Source organism: Brevundimonas sp., assembly GCF_035627475.1.
Taxonomy (GTDB): Bacteria; Pseudomonadota; Alphaproteobacteria; order Caulobacterales; family Caulobacteraceae; genus Brevundimonas.
Genome location: NZ_DASPLR010000019.1, coordinates 20,787 through 43,792 on the forward strand (window position 1 = coordinate 20,787; position 23,006 = coordinate 43,792).

33 protein-coding genes are annotated in these 23,006 nt (G+C 70.3%); 6 read left to right on the forward strand and 27 right to left on the reverse strand.

All coding sequences use genetic code 11. The features are described 5' to 3' along the window. The first annotated feature begins 44 nt into the window (after window positions 1–44). The 4 genes from VEA62_RS04545 to VEA62_RS04560 all read left to right on the forward strand — a co-directional run bounded on the left by VEA62_RS04545 (window position 45) and on the right by VEA62_RS04560 (window position 1,594). On the forward strand, window positions 45–470 hold the full coding sequence (locus VEA62_RS04545; RefSeq protein WP_324818985.1) for a hypothetical protein: 426 nt from the start codon (window positions 45–47) through the stop codon (window positions 468–470). A 1-nt stretch (window position 471) separates the two neighbouring features. Further along, on the forward strand, window positions 472–1,140 hold the full coding sequence (locus tag VEA62_RS04550) for an SOS response-associated peptidase (protein WP_324818988.1): 669 nt from the start codon (window positions 472–474) through the stop codon (window positions 1,138–1,140). After that, window positions 1,133–1,327: a hypothetical protein gene (locus tag VEA62_RS04555; protein WP_324818991.1), complete on the forward strand. Its 195-nt coding sequence runs from the start codon at window positions 1,133–1,135 to the stop codon at window positions 1,325–1,327. The genes VEA62_RS04550 and VEA62_RS04555 overlap by 8 nt, the downstream gene beginning before the upstream one ends. 135 nt (window positions 1,328–1,462) lie before the next feature. Continuing rightward, entirely contained in the window at window positions 1,463–1,594 is a 132-nt protein-coding gene (locus VEA62_RS04560; protein WP_324818994.1) for a hypothetical protein, read from the forward strand. Between the two features lie 300 nt (window positions 1,595–1,894). Here the strand turns inward: VEA62_RS04560 and VEA62_RS04565 are convergent, their stop codons facing one another. From VEA62_RS04565 to VEA62_RS04595, 7 genes are all read right to left on the reverse strand, one after another. Next, the gene (locus VEA62_RS04565; RefSeq protein WP_324818995.1) at window positions 1,895–2,299 is read right to left on the reverse strand and encodes a hypothetical protein; all 405 of its coding nucleotides are present in this window, start codon (window positions 2,297–2,299) and stop codon (window positions 1,895–1,897) included. A 799-nt stretch (window positions 2,300–3,098) separates the two neighbouring features. Then, window positions 3,099–3,281, reverse strand: coding sequence for a hypothetical protein (locus VEA62_RS04570; protein WP_324818998.1), 183 nt, complete (start codon window positions 3,279–3,281; stop codon window positions 3,099–3,101). A gap of 10 nt (window positions 3,282–3,291) precedes the next feature. Further along, complete coding sequence (locus tag VEA62_RS04575) at window positions 3,292–3,681, reverse strand: hypothetical protein (RefSeq protein WP_324819000.1); 390 nt, start codon at window positions 3,679–3,681, stop codon at window positions 3,292–3,294. Next, on the reverse strand, window positions 3,678–4,448 hold the full coding sequence (locus VEA62_RS04580; protein WP_324819003.1) for a hypothetical protein: 771 nt from the start codon (window positions 4,446–4,448) through the stop codon (window positions 3,678–3,680). Before VEA62_RS04580 ends, VEA62_RS04575 begins: the two co-directional genes overlap by 4 nt. Continuing rightward, window positions 4,445–4,783: a hypothetical protein gene (locus tag VEA62_RS04585; protein WP_324819005.1), complete on the reverse strand. Its 339-nt coding sequence runs from the start codon at window positions 4,781–4,783 to the stop codon at window positions 4,445–4,447. Before VEA62_RS04585 ends, VEA62_RS04580 begins: the two co-directional genes overlap by 4 nt. A 36-nt stretch (window positions 4,784–4,819) precedes the next feature. After that, window positions 4,820–5,380, reverse strand: a complete 561-nt coding sequence (locus VEA62_RS04590; protein ID WP_324819007.1) for a hypothetical protein — start codon at window positions 5,378–5,380, stop codon at window positions 4,820–4,822. Continuing rightward, window positions 5,380–5,751 (reverse strand): hypothetical protein, encoded by a 372-nt coding sequence (locus VEA62_RS04595; protein ID WP_324819010.1) that lies wholly within the window; start codon window positions 5,749–5,751, stop codon window positions 5,380–5,382. The genes VEA62_RS04590 and VEA62_RS04595 overlap by 1 nt, the downstream gene beginning before the upstream one ends. Window positions 5,752–5,964: 213 nt before the next feature. On the opposite strand from VEA62_RS04595, the gene VEA62_RS04600 reads away from it, so the two are divergent. Further along, window positions 5,965–6,147 (forward strand): hypothetical protein, encoded by a 183-nt coding sequence (locus VEA62_RS04600; protein WP_324819013.1) that lies wholly within the window; start codon window positions 5,965–5,967, stop codon window positions 6,145–6,147. Here VEA62_RS04600 and VEA62_RS04605 read toward each other — a convergent pair. Then, window positions 6,144–6,491: a hypothetical protein gene (locus VEA62_RS04605; RefSeq protein ID WP_324819015.1), complete on the reverse strand. Its 348-nt coding sequence runs from the start codon at window positions 6,489–6,491 to the stop codon at window positions 6,144–6,146. The genes VEA62_RS04600 and VEA62_RS04605 overlap by 4 nt on opposite strands. A gap of 65 nt (window positions 6,492–6,556) precedes the next feature. Here VEA62_RS04605 and VEA62_RS04610 point away from each other — a divergent pair, with 65 nt between their 5' ends. Continuing rightward, the gene (locus VEA62_RS04610; protein WP_324819018.1) at window positions 6,557–7,600 is read left to right on the forward strand and encodes a hypothetical protein; all 1,044 of its coding nucleotides are present in this window, start codon (window positions 6,557–6,559) and stop codon (window positions 7,598–7,600) included. Here the strand turns inward: VEA62_RS04610 and VEA62_RS04615 are convergent. The 19 genes from VEA62_RS04615 to VEA62_RS04705 form a co-directional block, all read right to left on the reverse strand. Then, a complete protein-coding gene (locus VEA62_RS04615; RefSeq protein WP_324819021.1) occupies window positions 7,570–8,370 on the reverse strand; it encodes a hypothetical protein in 801 nt (266 codons plus the stop codon). The two genes, VEA62_RS04610 and VEA62_RS04615, sit on opposite strands and share 31 nt — an antisense overlap. A 138-nt stretch (window positions 8,371–8,508) precedes the next feature. Continuing rightward, on the reverse strand, window positions 8,509–9,063 hold the full coding sequence (locus tag VEA62_RS04620; RefSeq protein ID WP_324819023.1) for a hypothetical protein: 555 nt from the start codon (window positions 9,061–9,063) through the stop codon (window positions 8,509–8,511). A gap of 119 nt (window positions 9,064–9,182) precedes the next feature. Then, window positions 9,183–9,386, reverse strand: a complete 204-nt coding sequence (locus tag VEA62_RS04625) for a hypothetical protein (protein ID WP_324819025.1) — start codon at window positions 9,384–9,386, stop codon at window positions 9,183–9,185. A gap of 75 nt (window positions 9,387–9,461) precedes the next feature. Further along, the gene (locus VEA62_RS04630; RefSeq protein ID WP_324819028.1) at window positions 9,462–11,363 is read right to left on the reverse strand and encodes a hypothetical protein; all 1,902 of its coding nucleotides are present in this window, start codon (window positions 11,361–11,363) and stop codon (window positions 9,462–9,464) included. Continuing rightward, a complete protein-coding gene (locus VEA62_RS04635; RefSeq protein WP_324819030.1) occupies window positions 11,363–11,749 on the reverse strand; it encodes a hypothetical protein in 387 nt (128 codons plus the stop codon). The genes VEA62_RS04630 and VEA62_RS04635 overlap by 1 nt, the downstream gene beginning before the upstream one ends. 1 nt (window position 11,750) lies before the next feature. After that, window positions 11,751–13,664 (reverse strand): hypothetical protein, encoded by a 1,914-nt coding sequence (locus VEA62_RS04640; RefSeq protein WP_324819032.1) that lies wholly within the window; start codon window positions 13,662–13,664, stop codon window positions 11,751–11,753. 4 nt (window positions 13,665–13,668) lie between these two features. Next, a complete protein-coding gene (locus VEA62_RS04645) occupies window positions 13,669–14,100 on the reverse strand; it encodes a DUF6950 family protein (protein WP_414641823.1) in 432 nt (143 codons plus the stop codon). Then, window positions 14,079–14,669 carry a hypothetical protein gene (locus tag VEA62_RS04650; RefSeq protein WP_324819038.1) on the reverse strand — a complete coding sequence of 197 codons (591 nt, stop codon included), beginning with the start codon at window positions 14,667–14,669 and terminating at the stop codon, window positions 14,079–14,081. Before VEA62_RS04650 ends, VEA62_RS04645 begins: the two co-directional genes overlap by 22 nt. Before the next feature lie 2 nt (window positions 14,670–14,671). After that, window positions 14,672–15,292, reverse strand: coding sequence for a hypothetical protein (locus tag VEA62_RS04655; protein WP_324819040.1), 621 nt, complete (start codon window positions 15,290–15,292; stop codon window positions 14,672–14,674). A gap of 10 nt (window positions 15,293–15,302) precedes the next feature. Next, a complete protein-coding gene (locus VEA62_RS04660) occupies window positions 15,303–17,270 on the reverse strand; it encodes a hypothetical protein (protein ID WP_324819043.1) in 1,968 nt (655 codons plus the stop codon). A gap of 12 nt (window positions 17,271–17,282) precedes the next feature. Then, a complete protein-coding gene (locus VEA62_RS04665; RefSeq protein ID WP_324819046.1) occupies window positions 17,283–17,468 on the reverse strand; it encodes a hypothetical protein in 186 nt (61 codons plus the stop codon). A gap of 86 nt (window positions 17,469–17,554) precedes the next feature. Then, a complete protein-coding gene (locus VEA62_RS04670; RefSeq protein ID WP_324819049.1) occupies window positions 17,555–18,163 on the reverse strand; it encodes a hypothetical protein in 609 nt (202 codons plus the stop codon). Then, a complete protein-coding gene (locus VEA62_RS04675; RefSeq protein WP_324819052.1) occupies window positions 18,160–19,128 on the reverse strand; it encodes a phage tail tube protein in 969 nt (322 codons plus the stop codon). The genes VEA62_RS04670 and VEA62_RS04675 overlap by 4 nt, the downstream gene beginning before the upstream one ends. Window positions 19,129–19,234: 106 nt before the next feature. Next, complete coding sequence (locus VEA62_RS04680) at window positions 19,235–19,447, reverse strand: hypothetical protein (protein ID WP_324819054.1); 213 nt, start codon at window positions 19,445–19,447, stop codon at window positions 19,235–19,237. 9 nt (window positions 19,448–19,456) lie between these two features. Next, complete coding sequence (locus VEA62_RS04685; protein ID WP_324819056.1) at window positions 19,457–19,951, reverse strand: hypothetical protein; 495 nt, start codon at window positions 19,949–19,951, stop codon at window positions 19,457–19,459. Between the two features lies 1 nt (window position 19,952). Beyond that, the gene (locus tag VEA62_RS04690) at window positions 19,953–20,681 is read right to left on the reverse strand and encodes a DUF6441 family protein (RefSeq protein ID WP_324819058.1); all 729 of its coding nucleotides are present in this window, start codon (window positions 20,679–20,681) and stop codon (window positions 19,953–19,955) included. A gap of 12 nt (window positions 20,682–20,693) precedes the next feature. Next, window positions 20,694–21,035, reverse strand: coding sequence for a head-tail joining protein (locus VEA62_RS04695; RefSeq protein WP_324819059.1), 342 nt, complete (start codon window positions 21,033–21,035; stop codon window positions 20,694–20,696). A 64-nt stretch (window positions 21,036–21,099) separates the two neighbouring features. Further along, window positions 21,100–22,173 carry a major capsid protein gene (locus VEA62_RS04700; RefSeq protein ID WP_324819062.1) on the reverse strand — a complete coding sequence of 358 codons (1,074 nt, stop codon included), beginning with the start codon at window positions 22,171–22,173 and terminating at the stop codon, window positions 21,100–21,102. A 98-nt stretch (window positions 22,174–22,271) separates the two neighbouring features. After that, complete coding sequence (locus VEA62_RS04705; RefSeq protein ID WP_324819064.1) at window positions 22,272–22,967, reverse strand: head decoration protein; 696 nt, start codon at window positions 22,965–22,967, stop codon at window positions 22,272–22,274. Window positions 22,968–23,006: the final 39 nt, after the last annotated feature.

Consider the following 23,006-nt stretch of genomic DNA (forward strand, 5'->3'; position numbering starts at 1 on the left):
GCCCAGTGTTCGGCCGGGATGGAGGACGGGTGATGAAGGCGTTGATGGCGGCAGCCCTGGCCGCGGGGATGCTGGCGGGACCAGCCCTGGACCAGACGGCCCGGTCCCCGGCGAGCGGCGCTCGCGCCGGCGACCCCGCCCTGGTGCGGGTGCAGATGGTCTGCAGCCACAGGGGCGAGCGGATCAGCGGCATGAACAAGATCTGCTACTACGACTGCGGCGGCTCGGAAGCCTCCCAGACCGTGGGCTCGGCCGACCTTTGCCCCATCAGCATGCGCACCAGCGGCGGGGCGACCACGGCCAACCGATCACGCCAGCAACCGGCCGAGACCCGACCGCGCGGGCCGATGTGCCTCAAGACCGGCGAGCGGACCAGCGGCATGAACAAGACCTGCAGCTACGACTGCGCCGGCTCGGCCCGCGAGGTGACGATCCCCAGCGTCCAGCTCTGCCCGCTGAGCCTCCGCTGACATGTGCAACCGCTACCGCAACCGCCTGGGCTGGACCGACTACAGCGAGGATTTCAGCCAGCTGAAGATTCCACTGAAGTTCGACACCGCGCGCATCCCCAACCTGGAACCGCGCGACGACATTCGCCCCACCAACAAGGCGGTCGTGTTCCGGCCGGTCGATCCGGCCAACCCCGCCGCCGGCGTCGAGCTGGCCCAGATGCGCTGGGGCCTGGTGCCGTTCTTCTCGAAGGAGATCAGCCGCAAGTTCCTGTGCACCAACGCCCGGTCGGAAACGGTCGCCACGACGGCCTCCTACCGCGAGCCGTTCAAGCGGCGGCGCTGCCTGGTCCCGGCCGACGGCTATTACGAATGGACCGGGGAGAAGGGCGCCAAGACCAAATGGCTGTTCACCCGCGCCGACGGCCAATGGATGGCCTTTCCCGGCCTGTGGGACACCTGGAACAGCCCGGACGGGCCGCTGGAGAGCTTCACCATGCTGACCTGCGCGCCGGGTCCGGACGCGGCCAACTACCACGACCGCCAGCCCGTCGTGCTGGAGCGCGAACACTGGGCGACCTGGCTGGACCTTGAGGCCGACGTCGCGCCCCTGCTGACGGGCTCGGCCGAGGGCAGCATCCGCGTCGAGCTGGCGCCGCCGGAAACGAAACGGGCGGCGGCGGATGTCTGACGCCGGCGACGACGACGCCCTGCCCTTCCTCTTGGTCGACCAGTGGCGCACCGGCTTCTCGGCCGACGGCATGGTGGCGCTGATCATCCGCGACCGGGACGGGGCCGAGCATCGCTTCGCGCTGGATCCGGCGACGGCCGGACAGATGAGCGAGTGCCTGGCGATCGCGGCGGGGAAGGCGGGCTGACGGGCCTTGCCCCGGACATACCCACCATATCCACAGCACGACGCGACTTTTCCCCGGCCTCTCTCACTGGTGGAGCATCGAATCAGTCGTAGGCTGCCGACGCGGTCCAATCCCGGGCCGTCAAGGAAACTAACCATGGCTAACGAAAAAACTGGCAAGGCCGCCGCAAGCGCGGCGTCGAAGGTCCTTCGCGACCCGAAGTCATCGGCAGCGGCGAAGTCCGCAGCGGCCTCGGCCCTCACCCAGGCGCCGAACCGCAAGAAGTAGGACCGAGGGAAGAGGTCGGCTCCGGGCTCGACACCTAAGGAAACCGTCCCCCTCCCCTCATCACCTTACGGCCCGCCGACGCTAGCAACGTCGGCGGGCCGTTTCCATTCATGATGGCCGCCTAGCGGTGAACAAAGTCACACGCGCTGGGGACAGTTCTGGCCGTTGCCCCGCAAGGCTCTCGCCCCGCGAGCGACAGGCCATGTCACACGGCAGATATGGAGCCCAGACACACGAAAACGCCCCCGGCCGAAGCCGGGGGCGTCCCAAGGCATCGTCTTATCCGGCCGACCGAAACGATCAGGGGTCGAGCCATTCGGCCACGGCGCGCAGGATGATCGCGACGACCTTCTTCCACGGCCACTTCATCCCGCGGTTTTCACCGCCAGCGCCGCCGTTCTCGGCAGCGAACTTCTGAATCACCGCCTCCGTGTTCCCGCGCTGCATGCCTTGGCCGACCCTGACCAGGAAATCGCCCTGCATCTGCGGGTTGCCCTTGGCCTTGCGCAGCCAGCCCTGCAGCCACGGTGGTCCCTCGCCGCCGGGGCCGAACGGATCGTAGGGGCCCGTCCCCGTCGGCGGTTTGAAAGGCCGCCTGGCCTCCTGGGCTGCAGCAGCGGTGCCGAGCAGGCCGAGGGTGGCGACTCCCAGGCTGGCCTGGAAGACACTCTTAAGCGCGCCACGTCTGTCAGATGTTTTCGTCATGACTCCTCCCTCTGCGACACCTTCAAGGCGTCGCAAGTCGACGGCGAGATTTGACGTCCCGCCGACTGTTCGTGGATCAAGTGAAAAGCGCACAGTTAGGCAACTGGCATCAGGGTAGTGGCGCGGCCCCAGAGTCCATTTCCCGGCACTACCGTGACAACTAGGCGCACTTTTTGTGACTGCCGTCAAACACGCAGACGAAATGCACCGCACGTCTAATGGACAGCAAACGAAAACGCCCCCGGCCGAAGCCGGGGGCGTTGCTGGCCCATCGAGGGGCGGAGTTTGATCAGGCGCGGGCGCTTCGCCAGCGGTCGCGCGCAGCGCGGGCCAGGGCCGGGCCAGGCGGCCCAGCGGTTCGGGCCGGGTAAAAGTACGTCACGCCTCCGTCGTCGGCGTTCATCGCCCGCTGCGCCGGACTCTGCCGCGTGAGCGCGTGGCGCCCAGCAAGGTCAGCAGCCAGAAAGCAGCAGCACGCGAGCGCCGCCCAGACGAGGATCCATGACGTCAGCTTCCGCATCGGCGGACTCCATGAGCGAAGGGTGAAATGGGAAGCGCCCGGCCGGAAAAGGAGGCGAACCGGCCGGGCGCCCTCGCCGCCGGCGTTGAGGGCCGCTCGACGGACGGAGGAAGGATCAGGGGCAGCCGGGGTCGGGGTAGCCCATGAGAAGGCGCGCCAGCCCGAACAGGAGCAGGCCCACCAGGGGAAGCGCGGGCAACCAGGCCGGGAAGTACGGCAACACGGGACCAACCCGGCGCATTGGAGCGGGAGGAGGCGGGGCCGGAGGCGGCCTCCGCATCACCACACCCTCCACCAGGGCCGCGCCAGCCGCTCGGCCGCCGCCGCGTCGCGGGCCTCGCAGGCCTCGATCGTCTCGATCGCCGCGCGCTTGAACCGGTTGGCGGTGTCCAGCCGCCCGGTCTGGCCGTCGAAGGAGACCCAGAGCTCCCCGGCCGTCGCATCCTCTGCCGGCAGATCCACCGGCTCGACGTCAGCGCGGAGGCTGGCGCCCACCAGCGAGCTGCACGCAGTCGGGGCGATCACGGTAGGCCGCACGCTGGCACAGCCGCTCGCGAGCAGCGCGATTGAGGCCAGGATCGAGGCGCTGGCCAGCGCCTGGGGCTTGCAGCAGTTCATCGGCGTGTTTCCTCGAAAGGGCCTCGTCGGACGCCCGACCGCTCAGGGCCTCGTCCTGGATGCGGTTGGCGTCGGTCGCGGCCCCGGTGCGGGCCGAGGCGAAGGCGGAGTCGGCGCGGGCGGCCGCCTCGCGCTGGCGGGCGCGCTGGCCGCTGTTCCAGAGGAGCCAGACGACCAGGACGACGAGCGCGCCGGCGATCAGCTTCCACGCCAGGGGCGTGAGGGGGTTCTTGATCAAGATCATCGCCAGTCTCCAGCCTTCAGGGCGGCCTCGAACACGAGGGCGTAGCCGGCGATCAGGTCGGCCTTGTCCGTGCCGTTGATGATGCGGCGGGCGGCGACGTAGTGCTTCCGCTGGGCCGCCGCGGGGATGAAGTCGTTCAGCCTCTTGCCGGTGAACCAGCCGTCGACCATGCCGCGGACCATGATGGCGGCGGCGACATCGCGGCGCATGGCGAGATCCGGCTCGGCGACCAGGTCGACGTCGATCCCGATTTTGCGCAGCTCGACCGTCGCCTTCCGGTAGTTGGCCTTGCCGGTGAGCTGCGGATAGCCGCGCCCGGCGTAGCGGGCGCCGTCGCCGGGCTGGTCGTTGCCCAGCTCCCGCGCCTTGGCAGGGCGCTGGCCCTGGATGTCGTACATGCGCCGGAAGTAGGCCTCGCCGCCGTACTCCTTGATCGGCTGCATGGTGTGCGCCGTCTCGTGATAGGCCGTCGCCAGGGTGTAGGCGGCCCAGCTCAGCGGCATAACGCCGGCGCAGGCGCGCAGGATGGCGTTGCACCCCGTCCGCTCGTCGTCGGTCAGGTCCGGACCCAGCACGCTCGTGGCGCTGAGGTGGTCGAAGAAGGCGTCGGGCTTCTGCAATCCTCCGGCTGGCGGCCGAGTCGGAGGCGAGGCTGGCAGCGGCGGAAGACCGGCCTCCTCACGATGCAGCAGGCTGGTCAGTTCGTCGGCGATTTTCTGCGCCCGGTCGCGGGCGGCGCCGATGGCGGCGCGTTCTTGCGGGCTCATGGCAGCACCCGCTCGCCGGGCGGGAGTTCGCCGTCGCCGGCCACCGGCGCCGCCTCCCGCACCGTCACCTCCGCCGGCGGCTCGATGACGGTCTGCCCGGCCGTGGCGTTGACCGCGGCGCGCTCGATCGCGGCCTGGGTTTCCTTCTGACCGAACAGGAAGCCGATGATGTTGGCGAAGCCCACGGTCAGCAGGGCGCCGGTGATGACGTCCAGGATCCTCTGGTTGCCCTCCGGGATGATGACGAAGAAGGACAGCACCGCGATCGACAGGATCGACAGAATGCAGACCAGGCCGAGCGCGAACTGCATCACGCTGAGGTCGACTTTGCGCATGGGTGGGCCTTTCGGGAGTGCGAGCGCCGCTCGCTTTCAGGGGCGCGCGACGGGCGGCGCGGCGTGCAGCAGGACTTCGGGGCCGTCACCCGGGCCGGCGACGACGGCGCCGCTCATGGCCAGTTCGGCCAGGGCGCCGCTGACGACCGCAGGCGGCGCCGTCAGCGGCTCGACGCCCGGCCGGAGTCCCCGATTGGACTGGGCGCGGGCTTCGGCCAGCATGCGGGTGCGGCCGCAGCTGGCGATGTGCAGCCAATGGCGAACCCTCTCCTGCAGCCGGGACGGCAGCCACATCCGCAGGTGCTGCTCCAACAGGGCGGCATGCACGGCGGCCAGCATGATGCACGTGCTGACCTGCCCGGGCGTAACGGGCAGCACCGGCGCGCCCCAGGCCAGCCCGGCCCAGGCCGCGGTCGTCAGCTCGACGCCCCGGTACAGCAGGGTCCCCGACCAAAGGAACATCAGCATCCGCAGCCGCCGCTGGGCGGTCGGATAGTTCGGCCGGTCGGGGCTCATCAGGATCTCGTGCGTCCCGACGCAGGCCGAGGCGAACAGGCACAGCGCGCCGCAGAGCAGGGTCAGCCAGGCGTTCAGCATCACGAGTTCCCCTTGGGGTTTGCGTCGCCAGAGGCGTCGGCGCCCAGCTTCAGCAGCTGGCCGCCGAACCAGGTCAGCAGGCGGCCGACGACGGCGCGGTCGGTGACGACGGGCCAGGCGGCGTTGGAGAACAGGCCCAGCGCGACGGCCACGGCCTCGAGGCGAGCCATATGCAGCCAGGCCGCCACCCAGGGCGCCAGGGCGGCCGCGGTGACCGGACCTGTGAACATGGCGATGGCGAAGTGCGCGGCGGCCAGCTTGCGCTGGCGGGCGTCCACGTCCGAACTGCCCCACAGCGCCGTCGCCAGCCGCGTGCCGGCATAGGGCACGGCCCCGGCGAAACCCCAGCAGGCGGCGACAACGGCGTCCATGGCGACCTCCACGCGATCGCCCAAGGCTGAGCCATCCCGCCGGGCCGTTACAGACGCTTAGGTTCAGGGCGCCGTTGCGCGCAGCGCTCGCCCGGTGTCAGATGCGCCGTCGCGCCCACCACCTCGCAAGTGCGGGCAGATGGCTGCCGGTCCGCCGGCGGATGGCATCAGCCCACGGGCGCGACACCTCCAAGCGCAAGAGGCTAACCATCGATGTCTGACGATTCCGAAGATTCGCTCGCCGGCAGCGGCACCCCTGAGAACGTGGCTTACAAGCTGGCGACTTATCTCAAGCGGTACATTAGCGCCGTCCGCAGTAAGGACGAGTTCCTTGATCTCTACGCCGAGTGCCTGGAGGCCGCGAAGGGGAGACGGGAAGTGAAGCCCAAACCCTAGGATGCCGGTAGCGGCGTCGGTTCCGACCGGCACATGCTCGGCCAGCGGCGTTCCAGCTCGGTGGCCGTGGCGCCTTCGTCGACCCAGATCTCGCGCTGAGAGGCCCAGATGAAGCGGCGCTCGCCGGCGTAGCCGCCAAAGCCGTTGCGGGCGTTCATGGTCCCGCAGACGGCGGGGACGCCCGATACCCGCGACACCCAGACCTGACCGAAGCGCACCGACTCCGGATCCCGCGCCGAGAGCTTCAGATCGGCCTGGGCCTCGGCGAGAAGCTGGACGTCCGGGTCGGCCTGGCCGCAGGCGGCGAGGAGGACGACGGCGAGGGCGACGGGGACGAGTCTCAAGCGGGGGCTCCCTCGGCAAGGCAACGACGTGCAATAGTCGGCGGACCAGGCAAGCTGCGCAACCGATGAACCCCGAACTCTATCAGTTCACTCCCGGCAGCCCTGCCGACCCAGCCACCCTTTGGGTGTGCTTCTCGGCGCGTAACACCAAGCCCGGCACGTTCTCCCAGCATGCCGCCACCCTACCCCTGCCCGGCGACAAGCTGTACCTGAACGCCCCCGGCAACAGCTGGTATCTCGACGTCGAGACTGATGCAGCCGACCTGATCCGGCAGACCCTCGCCCGCCGCGCATACGACCGGGTGGTTTTCTTCGGCAATTCGATGGGGGCGGCCGGCGCGATGATGCTGGCGCCGAGGTTTGACCCGGACCGTCTCATCTGCCTGTCGCTCAACACCCGTGTCGGCGAGCCGCTTTCATACAGCGGCCTCTACATCAAAGGCGTTCGGCGCGACCTCCTGCCCGACATCAGCCGTGAACTCGGAGGCCGCACCGCCGTGGTCAACGGCGTGTACGAGCCCTTCGACGCGGGGGAGGCGCTGCTTTTGCGAGAGGCGCGCCCGGAGATGCGTGTCGAACTCCTGCGGACGCCGCACTACGTCGCGCCGCGGCTTGAGAAGGCGGGCGCCCTGACGGCGACCATCCTGGCCCTGGCCGAGGGCCAGCCGCTCCCGTGCCCTCCCGAGATGTTGGCGACCCCCGACGATCTCCCCACGGCGGCCCACGCTGCCCGCCTGCTCCAGGCCTTCGTCGGGGATGCACCGCCGGACTTCGCAGAGGTCTCCGCCCTTCCGGCGGCCTGGCGCGAGCGGCTTTGGCTCGCCCTCATCACCCACGCCCAGAAGGGCGCGCCGGCCGATGCCGGGCGCTACGCGGCCGCAGCCTTGAAGGATGACCCCGACTTCATCCCGGCCATCCGCGGTGTCGTGCAGGCGGCGTTCGCGACCCGCGATCCACACGCACGCCTCGCGGGCGAACTGCTTCCTCGCTACCTGGCGCTCAGCCGAACCGAGCGGGAGCTGCGCATTGCCGAAGCCGTCGCCCGCAACCTCAACATTCCGCTGCCAGCGGTGGCGGTTCAGGCGGCTGCGCCGACTTCGGCCATGTAGGCCTGGACGATGGAGGTGAAGGCCGCATGCTTCGCGGCAGCACGCTTTCCCGCCATGAACCACAGGGCGACATCCGAGCCACGGTAGTCGGCCGTCACCCCGTTATTGTTCCGCGCGCCGACGTAGATCTCCAGGTCGATCAGCGCGGACGTAAGGATCGTGAGGGTTTCCGGACCCTGGCTCACCCCGTTCTTGAAGAATTCGCCCCCGTCTCCGTCCCGCTGGAACACCGTGAGGCCCCGGCTGTCCGTCGAAGGGGCGTTCACGCCCGAGGCCGAGCTGTTGTACTGGCCGGCCATGAGGTCGGAGGCGTTCCGGGTGCGCAGGGACAAGCTGGCGCCGGTCTTCGTGGCGGCGTAGGCGAAGCCGGCGTCCTGCACATTCGTCCGCTCGTAAACCCCATGGCAGCCCTGCGTCCCCGTGGCGCTGGCGCAGTGGGTCGAGGGGACGAAGCCGGTCGCCAGGTAGTCGTTGCTCCCGTCGAAATCGAAACCCCGCCCCGGCGTGAATGCGGGATCGCCGTGCGGCGTCCCTTCCCGCTCCGGGAAGCGCAGGTCGATGCAGGCCGCCTGCGCATCGTGTACGGCCATCAACAGCAGGGCGTCGTTGTCGGCCCACACCTCGGCCCGCTTCAGCCGCCGCACCATCCGCTCGATCGGCAGCAGCTGCGCCCAGGTCGGCGTCACGTCGCAGGCGTCGGCCCAGGCCTGCACCTCGCGCGAGGGCGAGGGGCGCAGCAGGCCTGCCATGCGGACGGGGTGCATCGCCATCTGATTTTCCCTGAAATGACGAGGGGCGGACCCGAAGATCCGCCCCTACCCTTGCCTAGCCGAGCCATGCCACACGGCGCCAGGCCCTGACGAGCCCTGCCTAGCCCAACCGAGCCTGGCCGGGAGGTGAACTCTGCCTCAGTCCTGATAGACGTCAAGCGCCAGGCTAAAGTCGTACGCCACGTTGCCCGGCGTCCAGCTGGCGCCCGTGGGCAGGTACAGCAGGCCGTAGAGATCGCGGGCGGTCTCGCCGGCGCCGTAGAGGCTGAACGGCGTGATGGCGCGGTCGATCGGCTGGCCGGCGGCCTGGGCGACGGCGGCGCCGCCCTGCAGGAAGCTGGTGAACTGGAACCGCCCGACCAGGTTCTTCAGCGCCGCCTCGGTCAGGGCGCCGGACGCGCCGACCAGGGGCGCGTTGTCGGCCGGGTAGGCGCCGTCGGCGAAGGGCGCGGCGCGGAACAGCAGCAGCTCCAGCGCCGACGGCATGGCCACCGATCCGCTGGCCGCCTCGAGCACGACCGACGCGCCGGAGATCGTGCCGCTGGACTGCGCCCGCCGGGCCGCCTTTGCGAACACCAGCGGCGCGACGTCGGCCGCCGTGGTCGAGTTGGCGACCAGGTCGAGCGCGGCATAGGCCGTGGCGCTGGCCGCACGGGTGAAACCCGCGGTGACGCGGGGCGTGAACATGGTCATGACGGCCTCTCAGGGAACGGGGCGGGATGCGAGCGCCGCTCGCACGGGCGGCAGGCCTCTCCCCCACCCCCCTCTCCGCGAGCGAAGAGGGGGCGAAGGAGCCGCTTCGCGGCGCGGTTTTAATCGGGCACGTCCGACGTGCTGGGCGTGATGTGGACGTAGACCTGGGCGTCGAGGGCGAAGAGGTCGGAGACCGGCGACTCGACCGTCACCGTCACGTCCGGCGCGTCCTCGGCATGGTCGGCCGTCAGGCGGAAGAGGGTCGTCTCGACGGTGTCGCCGGGGGTGATCTCGCGCACACGGAAGCGGGCCAGGATGGTCAATGGAAGTCTCCTCGGCGCGCAGCGCCGTCTGTCGCCCTTCTCCTCTCGGGAGAAGGGGTGGGATGAGGGAGGCCGTCAGGCCTCTTCGTCGTCCTCGATCTCGGATTCGAACTTGCCGATGGCCAGGGTGCCGCGCGGATAGAGGGCGGCGACCGCCGAGGAGGCGGTGTCGTTGACCAGGTAGAACCACCACTGGCTGTCGGCGAAGCCGATCGACACCGTGACCTTGCCCGGGTTGACCCCGGTCGTGATCGGCCCCTGGGCCAGCACCAGGTTGGCGTGGAAGTTCTCGGCCGTGCCGGGCGCCAGGGTGTCGGACAGGTTCACGTACAGCTTGCCGGAGCGGCTGTCGGGGTCGGCGATGCCGATGATCTCGATCACGCCGTTGCCGCTGATCGGGGCGCGGTCGAAACCGCCGGCGGCGACCGGGCGGGTCATGATCCCCTCGTCGCGCGGGTTGGTCCCGAGATCCCGGAACCAGACCCCGCCCTCCAGCCAGACGCCGGCGGTCGGGGTCGAGCCGTTGTAGGCGCCCAGCACGATCGGGCCGTGCACGTCGGCGTTGGCCCGGTCGATCGGTGTCTCTGTCCGGTCGATGTTGGCCGCGGCGTTGCCGTTGATGACGGCTCCGTTGGTCGAATAGAGGCCCCGGTTGGCGTCGACGCTGCGCGTGCCCTTGAAGGTCAGCTCGGCCGTCCCGTCCACCTGGGCCGTCCGCGCGCCGCGGGCCATGAAGCTCTGGTCGATCACGCCCGTCGCGTGGTCGGTCATGGATACGAGGTGGTCGCGGGCGCCGGCGATGGCGCTGCGGACGAAGCCGAAGTCGCCGGCGGACTGGGCGACGATGGCTTCCTCCGCCCCGTCGGCGTCCAGGACGCCCCGGTTGACCGTCACCTGGGCCTTGTAGGTCGCGCGGTAGAAGCGTTCCGGACAGCGCCGGTCGATGTCGCGGTCGTCGCAGCGCACCGTGGCGCCCTGCCCGACCAGCATGAACATGGTCCCGACCGTGTCGGTGCCGTGATAGCTCATCGCCATGTAGCGGCGGCGGAAGGCGGCGGCGCCGTCCGTCGCGTCGAGGCGGAAGTAGCCCTCGGTCGTCAGTCCGTTCCAGCCGCCGAAGACCTGCAGGTCGCTGCAGGGCACCATCAGCTGGTTGCGGGCGATGCCGTTGACGATGGCGTGGCTGGGGGTGGTCATCAGCGCCGTCGACAGGGCGACCGGCGGCTCGTTCAGGTAGGTCCCCCGGCGGTACTCGAAGCTGGAGGTGAAGCTGGTGCGGTTCTCGCCGATGCTCTCGATCTTGTAGGCGCCGGTCAGGCAGCGGACGTCATCGTTGGCCGTGCCGGGCTCGCCCCACATGTTCGGCGCGGCGACGGTGTAGCCCAGCGGCACGTCGGCCGCGAGCGGCGAGGCCAGGTTGACGGTGATGCCGTAGCGGTTGGGCCTTTCCGGCGTCGGCGCCGTTAGCTGCACCGAGTTGATGTTGATGAAGACCGGCGCCTGGGGCCCGCGCAGGCGCCAGACCCCGTTCTTCAGATGCAGGGTGTTGCCGTAGGTCTCGGTCGCGCGAAGCGGCAGGGCGAGGTGGATCGGTCCGCCGACGCAGTTCTGCTGCCAGCGCAGGGCGGCGCGCAGGAAGGCGTGGTTGGCCTGGCGCGCGGTCAGATCCCCGCCGGACGACGGGAACTCGAGCTGCAGCTCGATGTCCTCCTCGTCGCCGGCGTTGTAGAACACCGGGCGGCCTTCCACGAAGGCGTCCTGGATGGCCTGGGCGGGGTCGGCGTGGAAGTACTCGGTCGAGACCAGGCTGCCAGCGCCCTCGGCCGTGGCGCCGAACCAGGCGATGAACTGCGCGTCGCTGGCGCCCTGGGGCAGGGCCCCGGCGGCGATGGCGATCTCCTTCAGGTCGCGGCCGCGCCGGCCCATGCGGCCGAGCATGCCCATGCGGGTGCGGGCGGGAAGAGCTTGCAGGGTCATCAGAAGCCCTCGCGGATCTCGCGCACGCCGACATAGACCGGCTCTTCGGTCCCGTCGTCGCGGGTGAAGACGACGCGCAGGTCCCAGGTGCCGGGCGTCGCCGCGGTCAGGGCCGCGTCGGACGCCGGCAGCTGGATCTCGAATGTCCCCTCGTCCGCGTCGGTGACGACGACGGTCTCGCCCGACAGGGTCGCCGCGATGACCTCGCCCTGCTCCACCCCCCGCTCGGTGCGGCGCTGCATGGCGGCGCGGATCTCGGTGACGCTGGCGAGGTCGAGGTAGGGCGTCAGCGCCCCGGACTCGTCCACCTCGACGATCTGCATTGGCTCCTGCCAGCCGATGTCCTTCCAGACGGTCTGGGGGACGGGGTCCAGAAGATCGGACATCTCAGGCCCCTCCCGTGGTGGTGAACTCGAAGGGCTCGGTCCAGTCGGAGTAGAAGCCGTCGATCACCGCGGCGATCGCGACCTCCAGCGTGGCGCCCTGGGTCACGGTCGATGTGTTGATGGTCCAGATCCCGCCGCCCAGATTCACCGGCTCGTTCGGCGATGCCGTCAGCCAGTTCTCCATGCCCAGTTCCCGCCAGCGCGTGGCCACGTTGGCCCCGGTTTCGAGGCCGGTAAGCGTGATCTCCAGCTGCACGCCGTCCTCGGCCACGCCGCCGATGGTGGGCGTGTCGATGCTGTCGGGATCGGTGTCGCCGAGGTCGTCGTCCGACAGGGGCGCTTCGCCCTCTTCCGTCTCCGGATCCCAGGCGTTGGCGGCGGCGATGTCGATGACGACGTAATCGAACTCGACCGCCAGGTTCTTGAAGTCGATCCGTGGCGAGCCGACGACCTCGACGGTGATGTCCTGGAGCGCGTCCCACTCCCCGTCTTCGACGGCGATCTTGATCAGCCGTTCGCCGAGGATGTTGAACCCGACCAGGTCGGTTCGGCACCGCCCCCAGCCGGGCGCGGTCATCCGGTGCATCCGGCGCTTGCACAGCCGCCGGCCCTGGCCGTGGCTGGGCACGGCGCCCAGAGGCAGCGACTGGGTCATCACCGCGCCCAGCTCGGCGATGTCGGCCTCGTCACGCCAGGGGTCGCCCGGCGCCATCGAATACGCGTGGTCGAGCGAGTTGTAGCTGAAGGCCAGTTCGTTGACGGCCTGTTCGCTGGGTCGCCCGGTATTGTGGACGATCTCGCGGATGTGCCCGCCCTCGGCCTTGCCCACCAGGGTGAAGGTGGGCTCGCGGAACACGCCCGCCTGGACGGTCCACGAGCCGTCCCCCGACTCGGCCATCCAGCCGTCGCAGGCCTCCAACAGCCGGGCAATGACTTCCACCGGATGGGTGGACGCATAGTAGAACACGCCGACCGCCCGGTAGCGCGGCTCGGAGCCGCCGGCCTTGAGCGGGATCTCGTCGTCGCAGTCGTCTGCCGCGGTCGTCCAGGACTGGATCTGCGGCAGGATCAGCCGGTCGAAGCGGTCTCCACGGGTCTCCGTCTCGGTCGGTGTGGTGAGATAGTTCGCCAACAGCACGATCGGGTTGAGCGACGGAAGGTGCGTCGCATCGTCGTCCGGATCCTGCTCATCGACGCCTTCGGGCCGCCAGTCGTAGTGCTTGGCCTTCGCCTCGACCTGCAGCACCGGATAGCCGTTCGGGAACACCCGGTGAAACCGGTCCTGCTCGACCGGCGCGCAGATCAGGCAGCCCGAAGCGATGCCGTCCAGCCGGTGATCCTCGGTCCAGACGTCGGCGCCCAGTTCGGAAAACGGCGTGGGGCCCACCGGCACCTCGCCGCTCCCGCCGAGCGTGGACTCGACCGTGTAGCTTGTCTCCGTCGGCAGGCCGAGGCGGGTGAAGATCCACACCCCGTGGCCGCCGTACGCCCCTGTCGGCAACCGGTTGACCTTGTTGTTGGCGTCGACGGTGACCTCGTCGTCGTGCAGCCAAAGCTTGCCGATGGAGTCGAGCTCCTGGTCGGCGAAGGCGATCACGTCGTAGAGGCGTTTCTTCGACTCCCACAGCATGTAGGGCCCGGAAACCCGCGCCTGGCCCAGCACGTACTGGCGGGCGGGCATGGGCTGCAGCAGGGCCGTCTTGCCGGCCTCGGACTTGGGCACTTCCGGCGCCATCAGGGCCGCCGCGCCGGCCTGAAGCCCGGTGTAGACCAGACCTTCGACGACGGCCCCCGCGACGTGGGCGATGGCGAAGGCCGTGTTGATCCCGACGCCGGCGTTGATCAGGACGGTCGCCGTCGCGTGGGCGACCCAGTTTCCGACCGCCGCGACGGCGGCCACCATCGCCTGTGGCATGTCGTTACCTCTCGGGCCAGGTCCAGGCGGCGGCAGGGGCGGCGCGGATCAGGCCCAGACCGGACTGAGCCTTGACGGCCCAAAGGCCGCCGGTGCGGACCGCGCCGGCGAGCGCCGCTCGCCCATCAACGGCCCGCACCTCGACCGCGCCGATGTCGCCGCTGACGGGATCGGCCGTGCTAACCCAGCCGTCCGCGCCGAGCCCTTCGTCGAGCAACGGGACCAGGCCGCCCAGGGCGTCCAGAATAAGGCCCGCGCCCGCCTCGCTGTCGTAGGACCCGCGCCAGCGCGCCGCCGGGTCCCGCCCGGTCCGCAAGAGGGCCCAGTCGGCGACGAAGATCATGCAGTCCTGACCCGCCAGGCCGCCCCAGACAAAGGGTGTGCGCGCCGCCTGATCTAGGAAACCGCCGAGTTTCAGTCGCCCCACAGCGGCCACTTCCGATTGGCGCGCTCATACCTCGGCGTGCGGTCGCAGCCCTTGTCGGTCGGTGAACGCCGGATCTGGTACTGCCGGGTGAAGAATGACAGCCAGGGCCGGCGGCGGTTCACCAGGCCCCAGCCGATAGATAGGGCCACGGACCGCGCTCCGAAGCGGCGCGCCGTCACCAACTGGTCTGCTACGCCCCGGCGCAGCCAGAGCATGTCGGCGACCGGCTGCAGGTCCTCGCCCAGGAACAGGACGCCGAAATTCGCCTCCGCACCCCGGATCGACGGCGCGTCGAGCTGGGCCAGGGCCAACACCCGGTCCGACACCCCCGACAGGACGAAGCTGGTCCGTTGCGCCGCGCCGTTCACCACGGCCTCGAACACCGGCACATCGGTCACTTCGCCGACCCCCAGATAGGTCGCCCCATCCGTGGTTTCTACGTTGTCTTCGGGCAGCTGGCGGTCGCCGGCGGAGGAACAGCAGCGGAGCACAGGGTCAGTGGCCACGCGCAGGAAGTAGAGCGCGCGCACCTGGTTCTTCGCGGCGGCGGCTGCGGCCTCGCTTGAGATGAAAGCCATGGTCAGACCCCGAAGGCCTCGACGAAACGCACCGAGGTCTCGGCGCCCCAGGTCCCGTCGAACCGCGGCCAGGCGTCGCCCTCGCGGTCGTCGATCCGCATCAGGATGTGGGGGTTGATGAAGTTCAGTGGCGTGTCGTCGGCGAAGGCTTCGCGCACCGTGGGGCGGACCTCGCAGGTGTCGACGCTGCCGACGTTCGAGATCTGGCGCTTCACCATGTAGGCGCGCTTTCCGACGGTCGGATGATCGACTTCGAAGACCATGCCGCGGCCGATGCTCCACCCGCCGCCGCCCGACAGCCGCTGGATCGCCACCGTCGTCGCGCCGAGCGCCACGGCGCCTTGCGACCGGGCGGTATGGATTTCAGGCGTCTCCTGCAGGTACGGCACTTCGAACAGGCCCACGCCCTGTTCCGCGTCCAGCATCAGCGCGTTCCACTCCTGACGCTGCGCCTGGGTGGTGATCTTCGAGCCGTCCAGCTCCATTTCCCACCAGCCGCCGCCGTCCACCCGGGCTAGTTGGCCCGGCCGGAAGATGGTCGGGCCACCGTCGAAGACGGTCCCCACGATCCGCGGGCGATAGAAGCCGATCGGAAAGGACGACAGGGGCCAAGCGTCAGCCATGCTTCACCCCTCAGCCCCTGAGCAGCCGATGCTCGATCGTCATGTCCGGGTTGCGCTCCCGCACCATCTCGACCGCCTTCTGGATGGCGGACTCGTGGGTTGCGGCGAACATCTGCTGCAGCTTGGCGTCGGGGACATACCCCTCGGGCACGGCCATCTTCGACGTCAGTTCGATCTTCGCCGTGCCGCCGCCCCCGCCGAAGCCCGGGCTCCCCGGCGAACCCCAGCCGCTGGAGCCGCCGCCCAGGCCGAACACGCTGCCGATGGCGCCCAGCCAGTCGAAGCCGCCGGAACCCGAGCCGGTCCCGCTCATGCCGAAGGCGCCGGAGCCGCCGCCGATGATGTTGAACAGCAGGTCGAACAGCTGGCCGGACACGTCGTCGAGGCCCTTCAACCAGGCCTGGCCGATCTGGTCGGCCAGCCATTCCTTGAAGTCGCCGGCCACGGCCGCCCGCGCCCCCTCGCGCCAGACCTGGCGCATGTCGTCGATGCGGGCCTGGCGGGTCTCCTCCAGAGCGTCGAAAGACGCGCGCAGCTCGTCGGCCCGGTTGGCCGTGAAGCCGCTCATGTCGGCGAAGCGGGCCTGGTCGCGCTGCCACTGGGTCAGTTCCGCGCTGGTCCGGGCGTCGTCCTCCGACAGGCCCATCTTCGTGTAGCGGTCGATCAGCTCGCGCAGCTCCAGCTCGCGCTCCAAGGCCGCAATCAGCTGCTCGTTCTTGGCGATGCGCGCCGTCTCCAGCTGGAGCGCCAGCTGCATGCGCGAGATTTCCTCGGCGCTGACGATCTCGATCCGGTCGTAGCGTTCGGCCTTGATGCCGGCCGGGCGGGCGGAGGATCCGCCACCGGCCCGCACTCCGCCGCCGCCGGAGCGGACGGGCGGGGCGACCGTGGTCAGCCGCGGCGTGTTTACCGACAGGCCCGAGAGGTCGTAGTTCGACGCGACGGAACTCTCGTCCGTCGTGCCGACCCGCGCCGCCATGGCCGCCTGGTCGCGGATCCGCCGCATGCCCCGGCGCAGGTCCGCACCGCCCGGGACCAGGTAGCTCATCAGGGTCTGGAACCCCGGATCGTTCGCGGTCTGGCGCGCCCAGCCGAGGAAGTCGGCCAGGGCCGAGGTCGTGCCCGCGATGGCCGGCGCCAGTTCCACGAAGGCCCGGCGCATCTCCATGCCGATCCGCTGGTTGGCGATCTCGACCTCGCGGTTGGCGGCGTCGAGGCCGGCGACCAGGTCGTCGCCCATGACCAGGCCGAGATTCCGCGCCTTTTCGGTCGCATCGGTCAGGGCGGTGCTGCCGCGCATCAGGGCCGGGATCAGTTCCCGGTCGATCCCGAGCGCGTCGGCGATCTTGGTCGCCTCGGCGATGTCGCCGGTCTCCGCGATCTTGTCGGCCACAGCCAGGAGCAGCTGGTCGGCGCTTTCCAGGCTGGCGATCTGCTCCGGCGTGAAGCCGATGGCCTGCAGGGCCTCGACCACCTTGCCGTCGCCGACCCCGGTGCGGATTGCGCCGATGGCCTTGTTCAGGCTGCCGAGGCTCGACTCCATCGCCCCGGCCGAGGCGCCAACGTCCTCGGCGGCGAAGCGATAGGCCTGCAGCGCCTCGGTCGTCACCCCCAGCTGCTCGGCCTGGTCGGTCAGGTCGGCCGCCCAGGTCATGGCCTCGCGGGCGCGGTTGATGGCGATGGCGAGGCCGCCCATGGCCGCCGCCGCCGCCACGCCCAGCGGGCCGACGGCGCTGAGCGCCCGGCCCAGGCCGCCGGCCTGGTCGGCCAGGCCGGCGATGGCCTGCTTGCCCTCGTCGGCGATGGCGTTGACGCCCTTCAGCGCGGGGTTCGCCTGTTTCGTGCCGGCGCCCAGCTCGGCCCACATCTTCTTGCCGCTGTCGCCGATCTGGTCGAACGTCTTGCGGACCAGCTCGCCGCCCTCGACGAACAGGCGGACGCCGACGCCCTTGCTCCCCGAACCCACCATCTCCGCCATGCCGGCCTCCGATCAGGGTTCGGACGGTCTGCCGTCGCCGCCGGCGTCCTGCCGCGCCTTCAGTTCACGCCGCTTCGACTCCGCCTCGCGCATGGCGGCGAGCGCCTGCGGCTCGTAGTGGTCGATCAGTTCATCCAGCACGGCGTCCGGCAGGGCGCCGGACATACGCCGCCGGATCTCGGCCCGGTCGATGCGCATCGGGCTCATCCCGCCGCCGCGCCAGGCCGAAGGGCGCTGCAGCAGGGCCCAGAGCCGCCCGCCCTCCTCCGTCGTCGGGCGGTGCTCTACTTCGGGGCAGAACTGTCCGTTGCGGCCGCGCCGGCCTTGGCTGCACGGCTGGTCCGTCGCCTTGCAGCTTTCGCGGCAGTATCTCGGGTTGGGGCCTGCGCCGTCCGCCCGGAAGAACCAGGCTGCGAGGCCCCCGAGGGCTTTCCCTCGGCGAGGATCCGGTCGGACAGGGCCGATATGTCGGCCATCAGCTTCCGCTCCAGCCCGTCGTGCAGCAGGGCCACGGCCAGGGTCTGGCGGTTGATGGGGGCGACGGTCTCGCCGTCCAGCGAGATCCCCTCCCAGGCGACGAGTCCTTCCAGCACCACCTCGACGCTGCCGATCAGCATGCCGATGCGCCCGGCCTGGTCCGGGTCGGCCGGATTGAAGCGAGCGCCGCTCGCATCCTCGCCGCCGAGGCCGTAGTCGGCGAGCGTCGTGTCCAGGTCGTCGGCGGCCGTGGCCATGCGGCGGATGACGCCCTGGGCCCGGCGCCGGGCGGCGTCGAGATCCATCGACGTGAGCCCGCGCACCTGGCAGCGGACGCCGGGCAGGATGTGGCCGTAGTCGCGCCAGACCGGCCGCGCCAGTTCCGCCAGCTGGTCGGCCGTGGGGAGCCGGATCATGCGTAGGTCGCCACGTTATTGTTGACGGTGATGCGGGCGCCCGGCGCATCGGCGTCCTGGAAGGCGAACCAGCTGATGGTGCGCTCGATCAGGCCCGGTCCGCTGACCGCCAGTGGCGGCGCGTTCAGCATCGCCTGGGGATGCTCGAAGGTGATCTTGTGGTTGGTCAGGACGCCCAGCAGTTCGACCTTGGCGCTGAACTCGGTGTCTCCCTCCTCGATGTCGTCGAAGGCCTCGGCGACCGAGCCGAAGCGCGCCGTGCCGCCCATGGACGCAGCGCCGGGACGCAGCTCCGAAATGGTCGGGGTGGTGGACAGGAAGGCCTCCTCGGCCAGGCCGCGGTCCCAGTTCCAGGTCGCCTCGCCGGTGCGGGTGGCGGCGACGTCGTCGATCTTCAGCAGGGCGCGGCTGATGGCGCCGGCGCTGACCATGGCCGGCGGCGCGTCGCCGGCGAAATCGGCCAGGCGCGAGCGGCGCAGGCCCCGCAGCGGCAGGGTCAGTTCGAAGTCCTGGGTCTGTTCGGCGTTGACCGACAGCGACAGGCTGGGCACCGCCAGGCCCTGGTACTCGCGCACCTGGTCCGCCGCCGTGCGGATGGCCAGGGCGAAGTAGTGCGGCGTCTTCGAGCCGGAGTTCCAGACGTGCGGATAGATGCCCGACACGGCCGCCCCGGTCGTCGGCGCGCCCAGCGCGTGACGCAGCAGCAGCGGGGTGCGGCGGCTGTCCAGCCGCACCGTCAGGTCGCCCGAGAACCGCTCGAAGCCGGGCGTCGGCTTCACCGGGTCCAGCGAGTTGTGGCGCGGCAGGCCCAGCTCCGGCGACGGCCGGCGCTCGCGGCTGACGTTGCCGCTGAAGCTGACGAAGGGGATGTTGATCCAGTCGTCCGCCGCCGGCGCGGTCGTCGCATCGGCCATCGGCGCGATGCGCATCTCGCAATCGGCGCCGTAGAACAGGTCGTCGGGCATGAGGGCCTCCGGTGCAAGAAGCGCGGCGCCGAAGGCGCTGCCGTCGCCCTTCTCCCTCAGGGAGAAGGGGTGGGATGAGGGTCAGGTGTCAGGGGAGCGCGGAGGCTCAGAGCCTGCCGGCGATCTTCAGGTCGATCTCGGTCGCGAGGCGCAGGACGCTCCCGGCGTCGATCGCAGCGCGCGCCTCGCCGATCGGCATCTCGTCGATCCCGCCCTCGAGGGTGACGACCGGGACCTTGCCGGTCGATCCGCCGGCCTCGCCGTCGAGATCCCGATCCAGCGGGGCGTCGGTCTTCTTGGTTCCAGCCTTCGCGGACATGGCGCGCTCCTAGCGGGGATAGGTCAGGCCCAGCATGTCGCCGGACCGGACGCGAAAGGTGACGCCCAACACGGCCAGGGAGCCGTTGGGCGGCAGGTCACCGTCCTCGCGGCCGACCAGCCAGCAGCGCTCGGCCGCGCCGCCCAGGGTGGCGTCGTCAGTGACGGCAGCGGCCATGGCGGCGAGGCCATGTTCGAAGGTCTGCAGCCGCGCCTGGCGCAGCCGTTGCGGACCGGCGCAGGCCAGCTCGACGCGGACGTCGCACTCGACGGCCCAGACGGCGCCGTTGGGCCCGCCCATCTCGGCCCGGTTCGGCCGGGTCTGGACCTTCAGCATGGCGGCGGAACTGATCAGTTCCCGCTCGTCGCCGTTCGGCTCGAACGGGGATTCCGGATCCAGCTGCAGCCGGTCGTCCGGGCCCAGGATGTCGCCAGCACGAAGGGCCGCCTCGATGCGGCCGTGCAGCGCCTGATAGGCCGTACCGACCGGACCGATGCCCGCCATGTCACATCTCCGGTCCGGTCAGTCGCGCCTGGACGCCGCCCTGGTCGCGCTCGAAGGCGGCGATGAAGCGCCGGGCGATCTCGTCGGGCGCATCGCGTTCGGTGCGGCGGCGGATCACGTCGCCCCGCAACAGGCGGGGCAGCCGCGGCTCATGGATGACCCAGAACACGACCTCGCGGTCGTACTCGCCCTTTCGCAGGGCCCGGACCCCGGCCTTGCGGCGCTTTCCGGTCCGGCTCAGCCCCTTGTCCAGCTTGGCCACGAACACCCCGACCAGGTCGTCGTTGCCCGGCGTCGGGATCCACTGCAATCCGCCGTAGCGGCGCAGGGCCACGTCGAAGGTCGAAACCGACTTGGACGCCCGGCCGCTCGGCCGGCGCACCCGCCCCTCGCCCCAAACCGCGGCATTCGGGACCAGGGCCCCCTTCTTGCCGTTGACGGTGACGGTCGCGCCCTTCTCGAAGGCCATCGTCACCTGCGGCATGGTCGAATAGACCAGGGCCGCCGGGTTCAGCGTCTCCTTCGCCCCGGCGGGATAGAACCGCACCCGCCATGTCTTCTGCAGTTCCGCCCCCCGCGCCAGGCGCGAGGAGGCAAAGTCCTGCCGCAGTTTCGATTGCAACCCCTGGGCCGTGCCGACGATGGCCGTCCGGGCCGCCCGGGCGACGTGGCTGCGGCCCTTGCGCATCTCGTCGTCGAGGTTGCCCAGCAGGGCCGCGCCGATCTGCATCAGGATCGCTCCCTAGGCGGGCTCGACGTCGCAGACCCACCAGCCGCCGTCGTCGGGCGCTTCGGGGACGGCGGCGAGCGCCCAGGTCTCGCGGGCGCCGCTCCAGGGCGCGGCGCCGAACTGGATCAGGTCGCCGCGACGGGGCGACGGCACGCCAGCGCGGCGGAAGCGGACGGTCGGCTTGGACCGCACCCAGGCGGTCTGCTGGATCTGCTCGGCCTCGCTCGGCCGCTCCAGCACGGCGCGGATCTCGACGTCCGTCGCCGGCGCGTCGAGCGAGCGATAGACGGCCGGATCGCAGAGATGCGTCTCGACCGCGTCGTCGATCCCGAGGACCAGGTCGGTGAATGACATGCTGGGCCTCCGCGTGAGGAAAGCGCGGGAGCGAGCGGCGCTCGCCCCCGCGTCAGGCGGGCGATCAGCCCGGGTCGGCGCCGTCGTCCAGGTCGACCACCAGGGCCGGCTGGCTCCAGACCGGCAGGGCGTTCATCTGGTACGCCCACTCCTCGCCGCGGCCGTGCTTCATCGGCTCGACCGTCATGTGGATCAGGTCCGCGGTGTCGCCGACGCTGCCCAGTTCGGCCATGTCGATGGGCGGCGCGACGTAGGTGCGCTCCACGTCGATCGTGCCGGTCGGGTAGGCGTGCCCCTCGCCCTCGTCGATCAGACGAACGGTCGAGTCCGCGCCCCAAGGAGTGTAGCGGGCGCGGTACTCGCGCAGCACGAGGCCGGCGCGGGTGTCGAACGTGCGGCTGAAGCCGTTGGCCGACTGGCTGCGGCCGACCGCCAGAAGGGCCTGGGCTTCCGGCGTCTGCAGGAAGTACTTCTGGAAGCTGGCGTGGTTGATCAGCGCCGTCATGAACTCCGGCGAGACCCGCGCCTCGATGCCGTTGGCCGTCTCGTTGATCAGGTGATCCTCGATCCAGGCGACCACCTCCTCGATCTTCTCGGCCACATTGGTCGAGGTGTTGGCGAGGTCGAAGTAGACCGTCTTGCGAGTGACGCCGAAGATGGAGTTGAGGTCGTAGAGGGTGTCGCCGGCGCCGTCTTTGATCAGCCCCTTCAGCGCACCCATCTTCATGACCTCGAGGGTCATGTCGAACTTCAGGCGGTTGCGGCGATGCCGCTTCTCGACGAAGCCGGCCAGCGTATCCTCGCCGTCGCGCGAGCGGCGGGCCATGGCCAGCCAGTCGCGAAGATCCACGGCCATGACGCTGTCTTCGTGGCTGACGTTCGGGATCTTCAGGATGATGCTGGACGACTTCTCGTGCCGGGCGATGCTCGACGGGCGGCCGTCCGGCGTGGCCGGCAGGGCGCGGATGACGCCGTTTTCGATGATGATCTCGACGAAGGCCGTGGGCAGGCCTTCGGCCGGGAACATGCCGTCGGCGTTCAGCTGGCCGAAGGTCGACGGGATGGTGTTGATGGACGCGACGTGGTCGGCGGCCAGGAACGGCAGGGCGGATGCGCCCTCAAGGACTTCGGGGTCCATCGGGACCTCCTTTTCTCGGGATGATGTGAGGGAGCGCCCTGCGGGTCGTCAGGGCCGCGGCGCGTCAGGGCGCACGCCGCGGCCGTTTGGGTTCGGGCTTAGCCCGAGACGCGCGGCTCGATGCCGAGCGCCTTGAGCGCCTGATAGGCGGCGGCCTTCTGGTCGGCCGTGGCGCCGTCCGGCCAGACGATGTTCTCGCGGCGCAGGATGGCCCGGCCGCGAGCAAGGACGTTGACCTTGCCGTCGACACCGACGTCGGCCACGGCGTTCTCCAGGAAGACGCCGGCGATGAACTGGCTGCCGTCCGTCCCGGCCGGGTCCCAGGCCACGGCCTTGCCGTCGTCGTCGGGGAAGTTGACCCCGATGGTCCATCGGTCCCCGGCGGCGAAGTCGGTCGCGCCGTCGGCCAGGGTGAAGTTGATGCCGCCGTTGTAGGCCACGGCGACCGTGCCGGTGCCGTCGACCGTGCCGTCCGGGCGGGTCACTTCGAACTCGCCGGCGTTGGAGGCGGGTTCGATGATGACGACGTTCCAGACGCCTTCCTGGGCGCCGGCGTCGGCCGTCACCGTGCCGATGGAGCCGTTGCCAGTGTTGCCGGCATCAGCGGTCGGCGTGACGGCGGCCGTCCCGCGATCGACGATGGCGGCGAGCTGGCCGAGCGAGACCTCGCGGGCGGTGCCGACGCCGCCCTTCAGGGTCAGGCGGCTGGTCGTGTAGGTCGAGTCGGACTCGGAGTGGATGAGATCGCTGAGGCCCATGGCCGCAGCGGCGATTGCATAGGCGCGCATGGTCATGGCGGCCTCCTCTTCGGTTCAGGTTGGGAATGCCCTGAA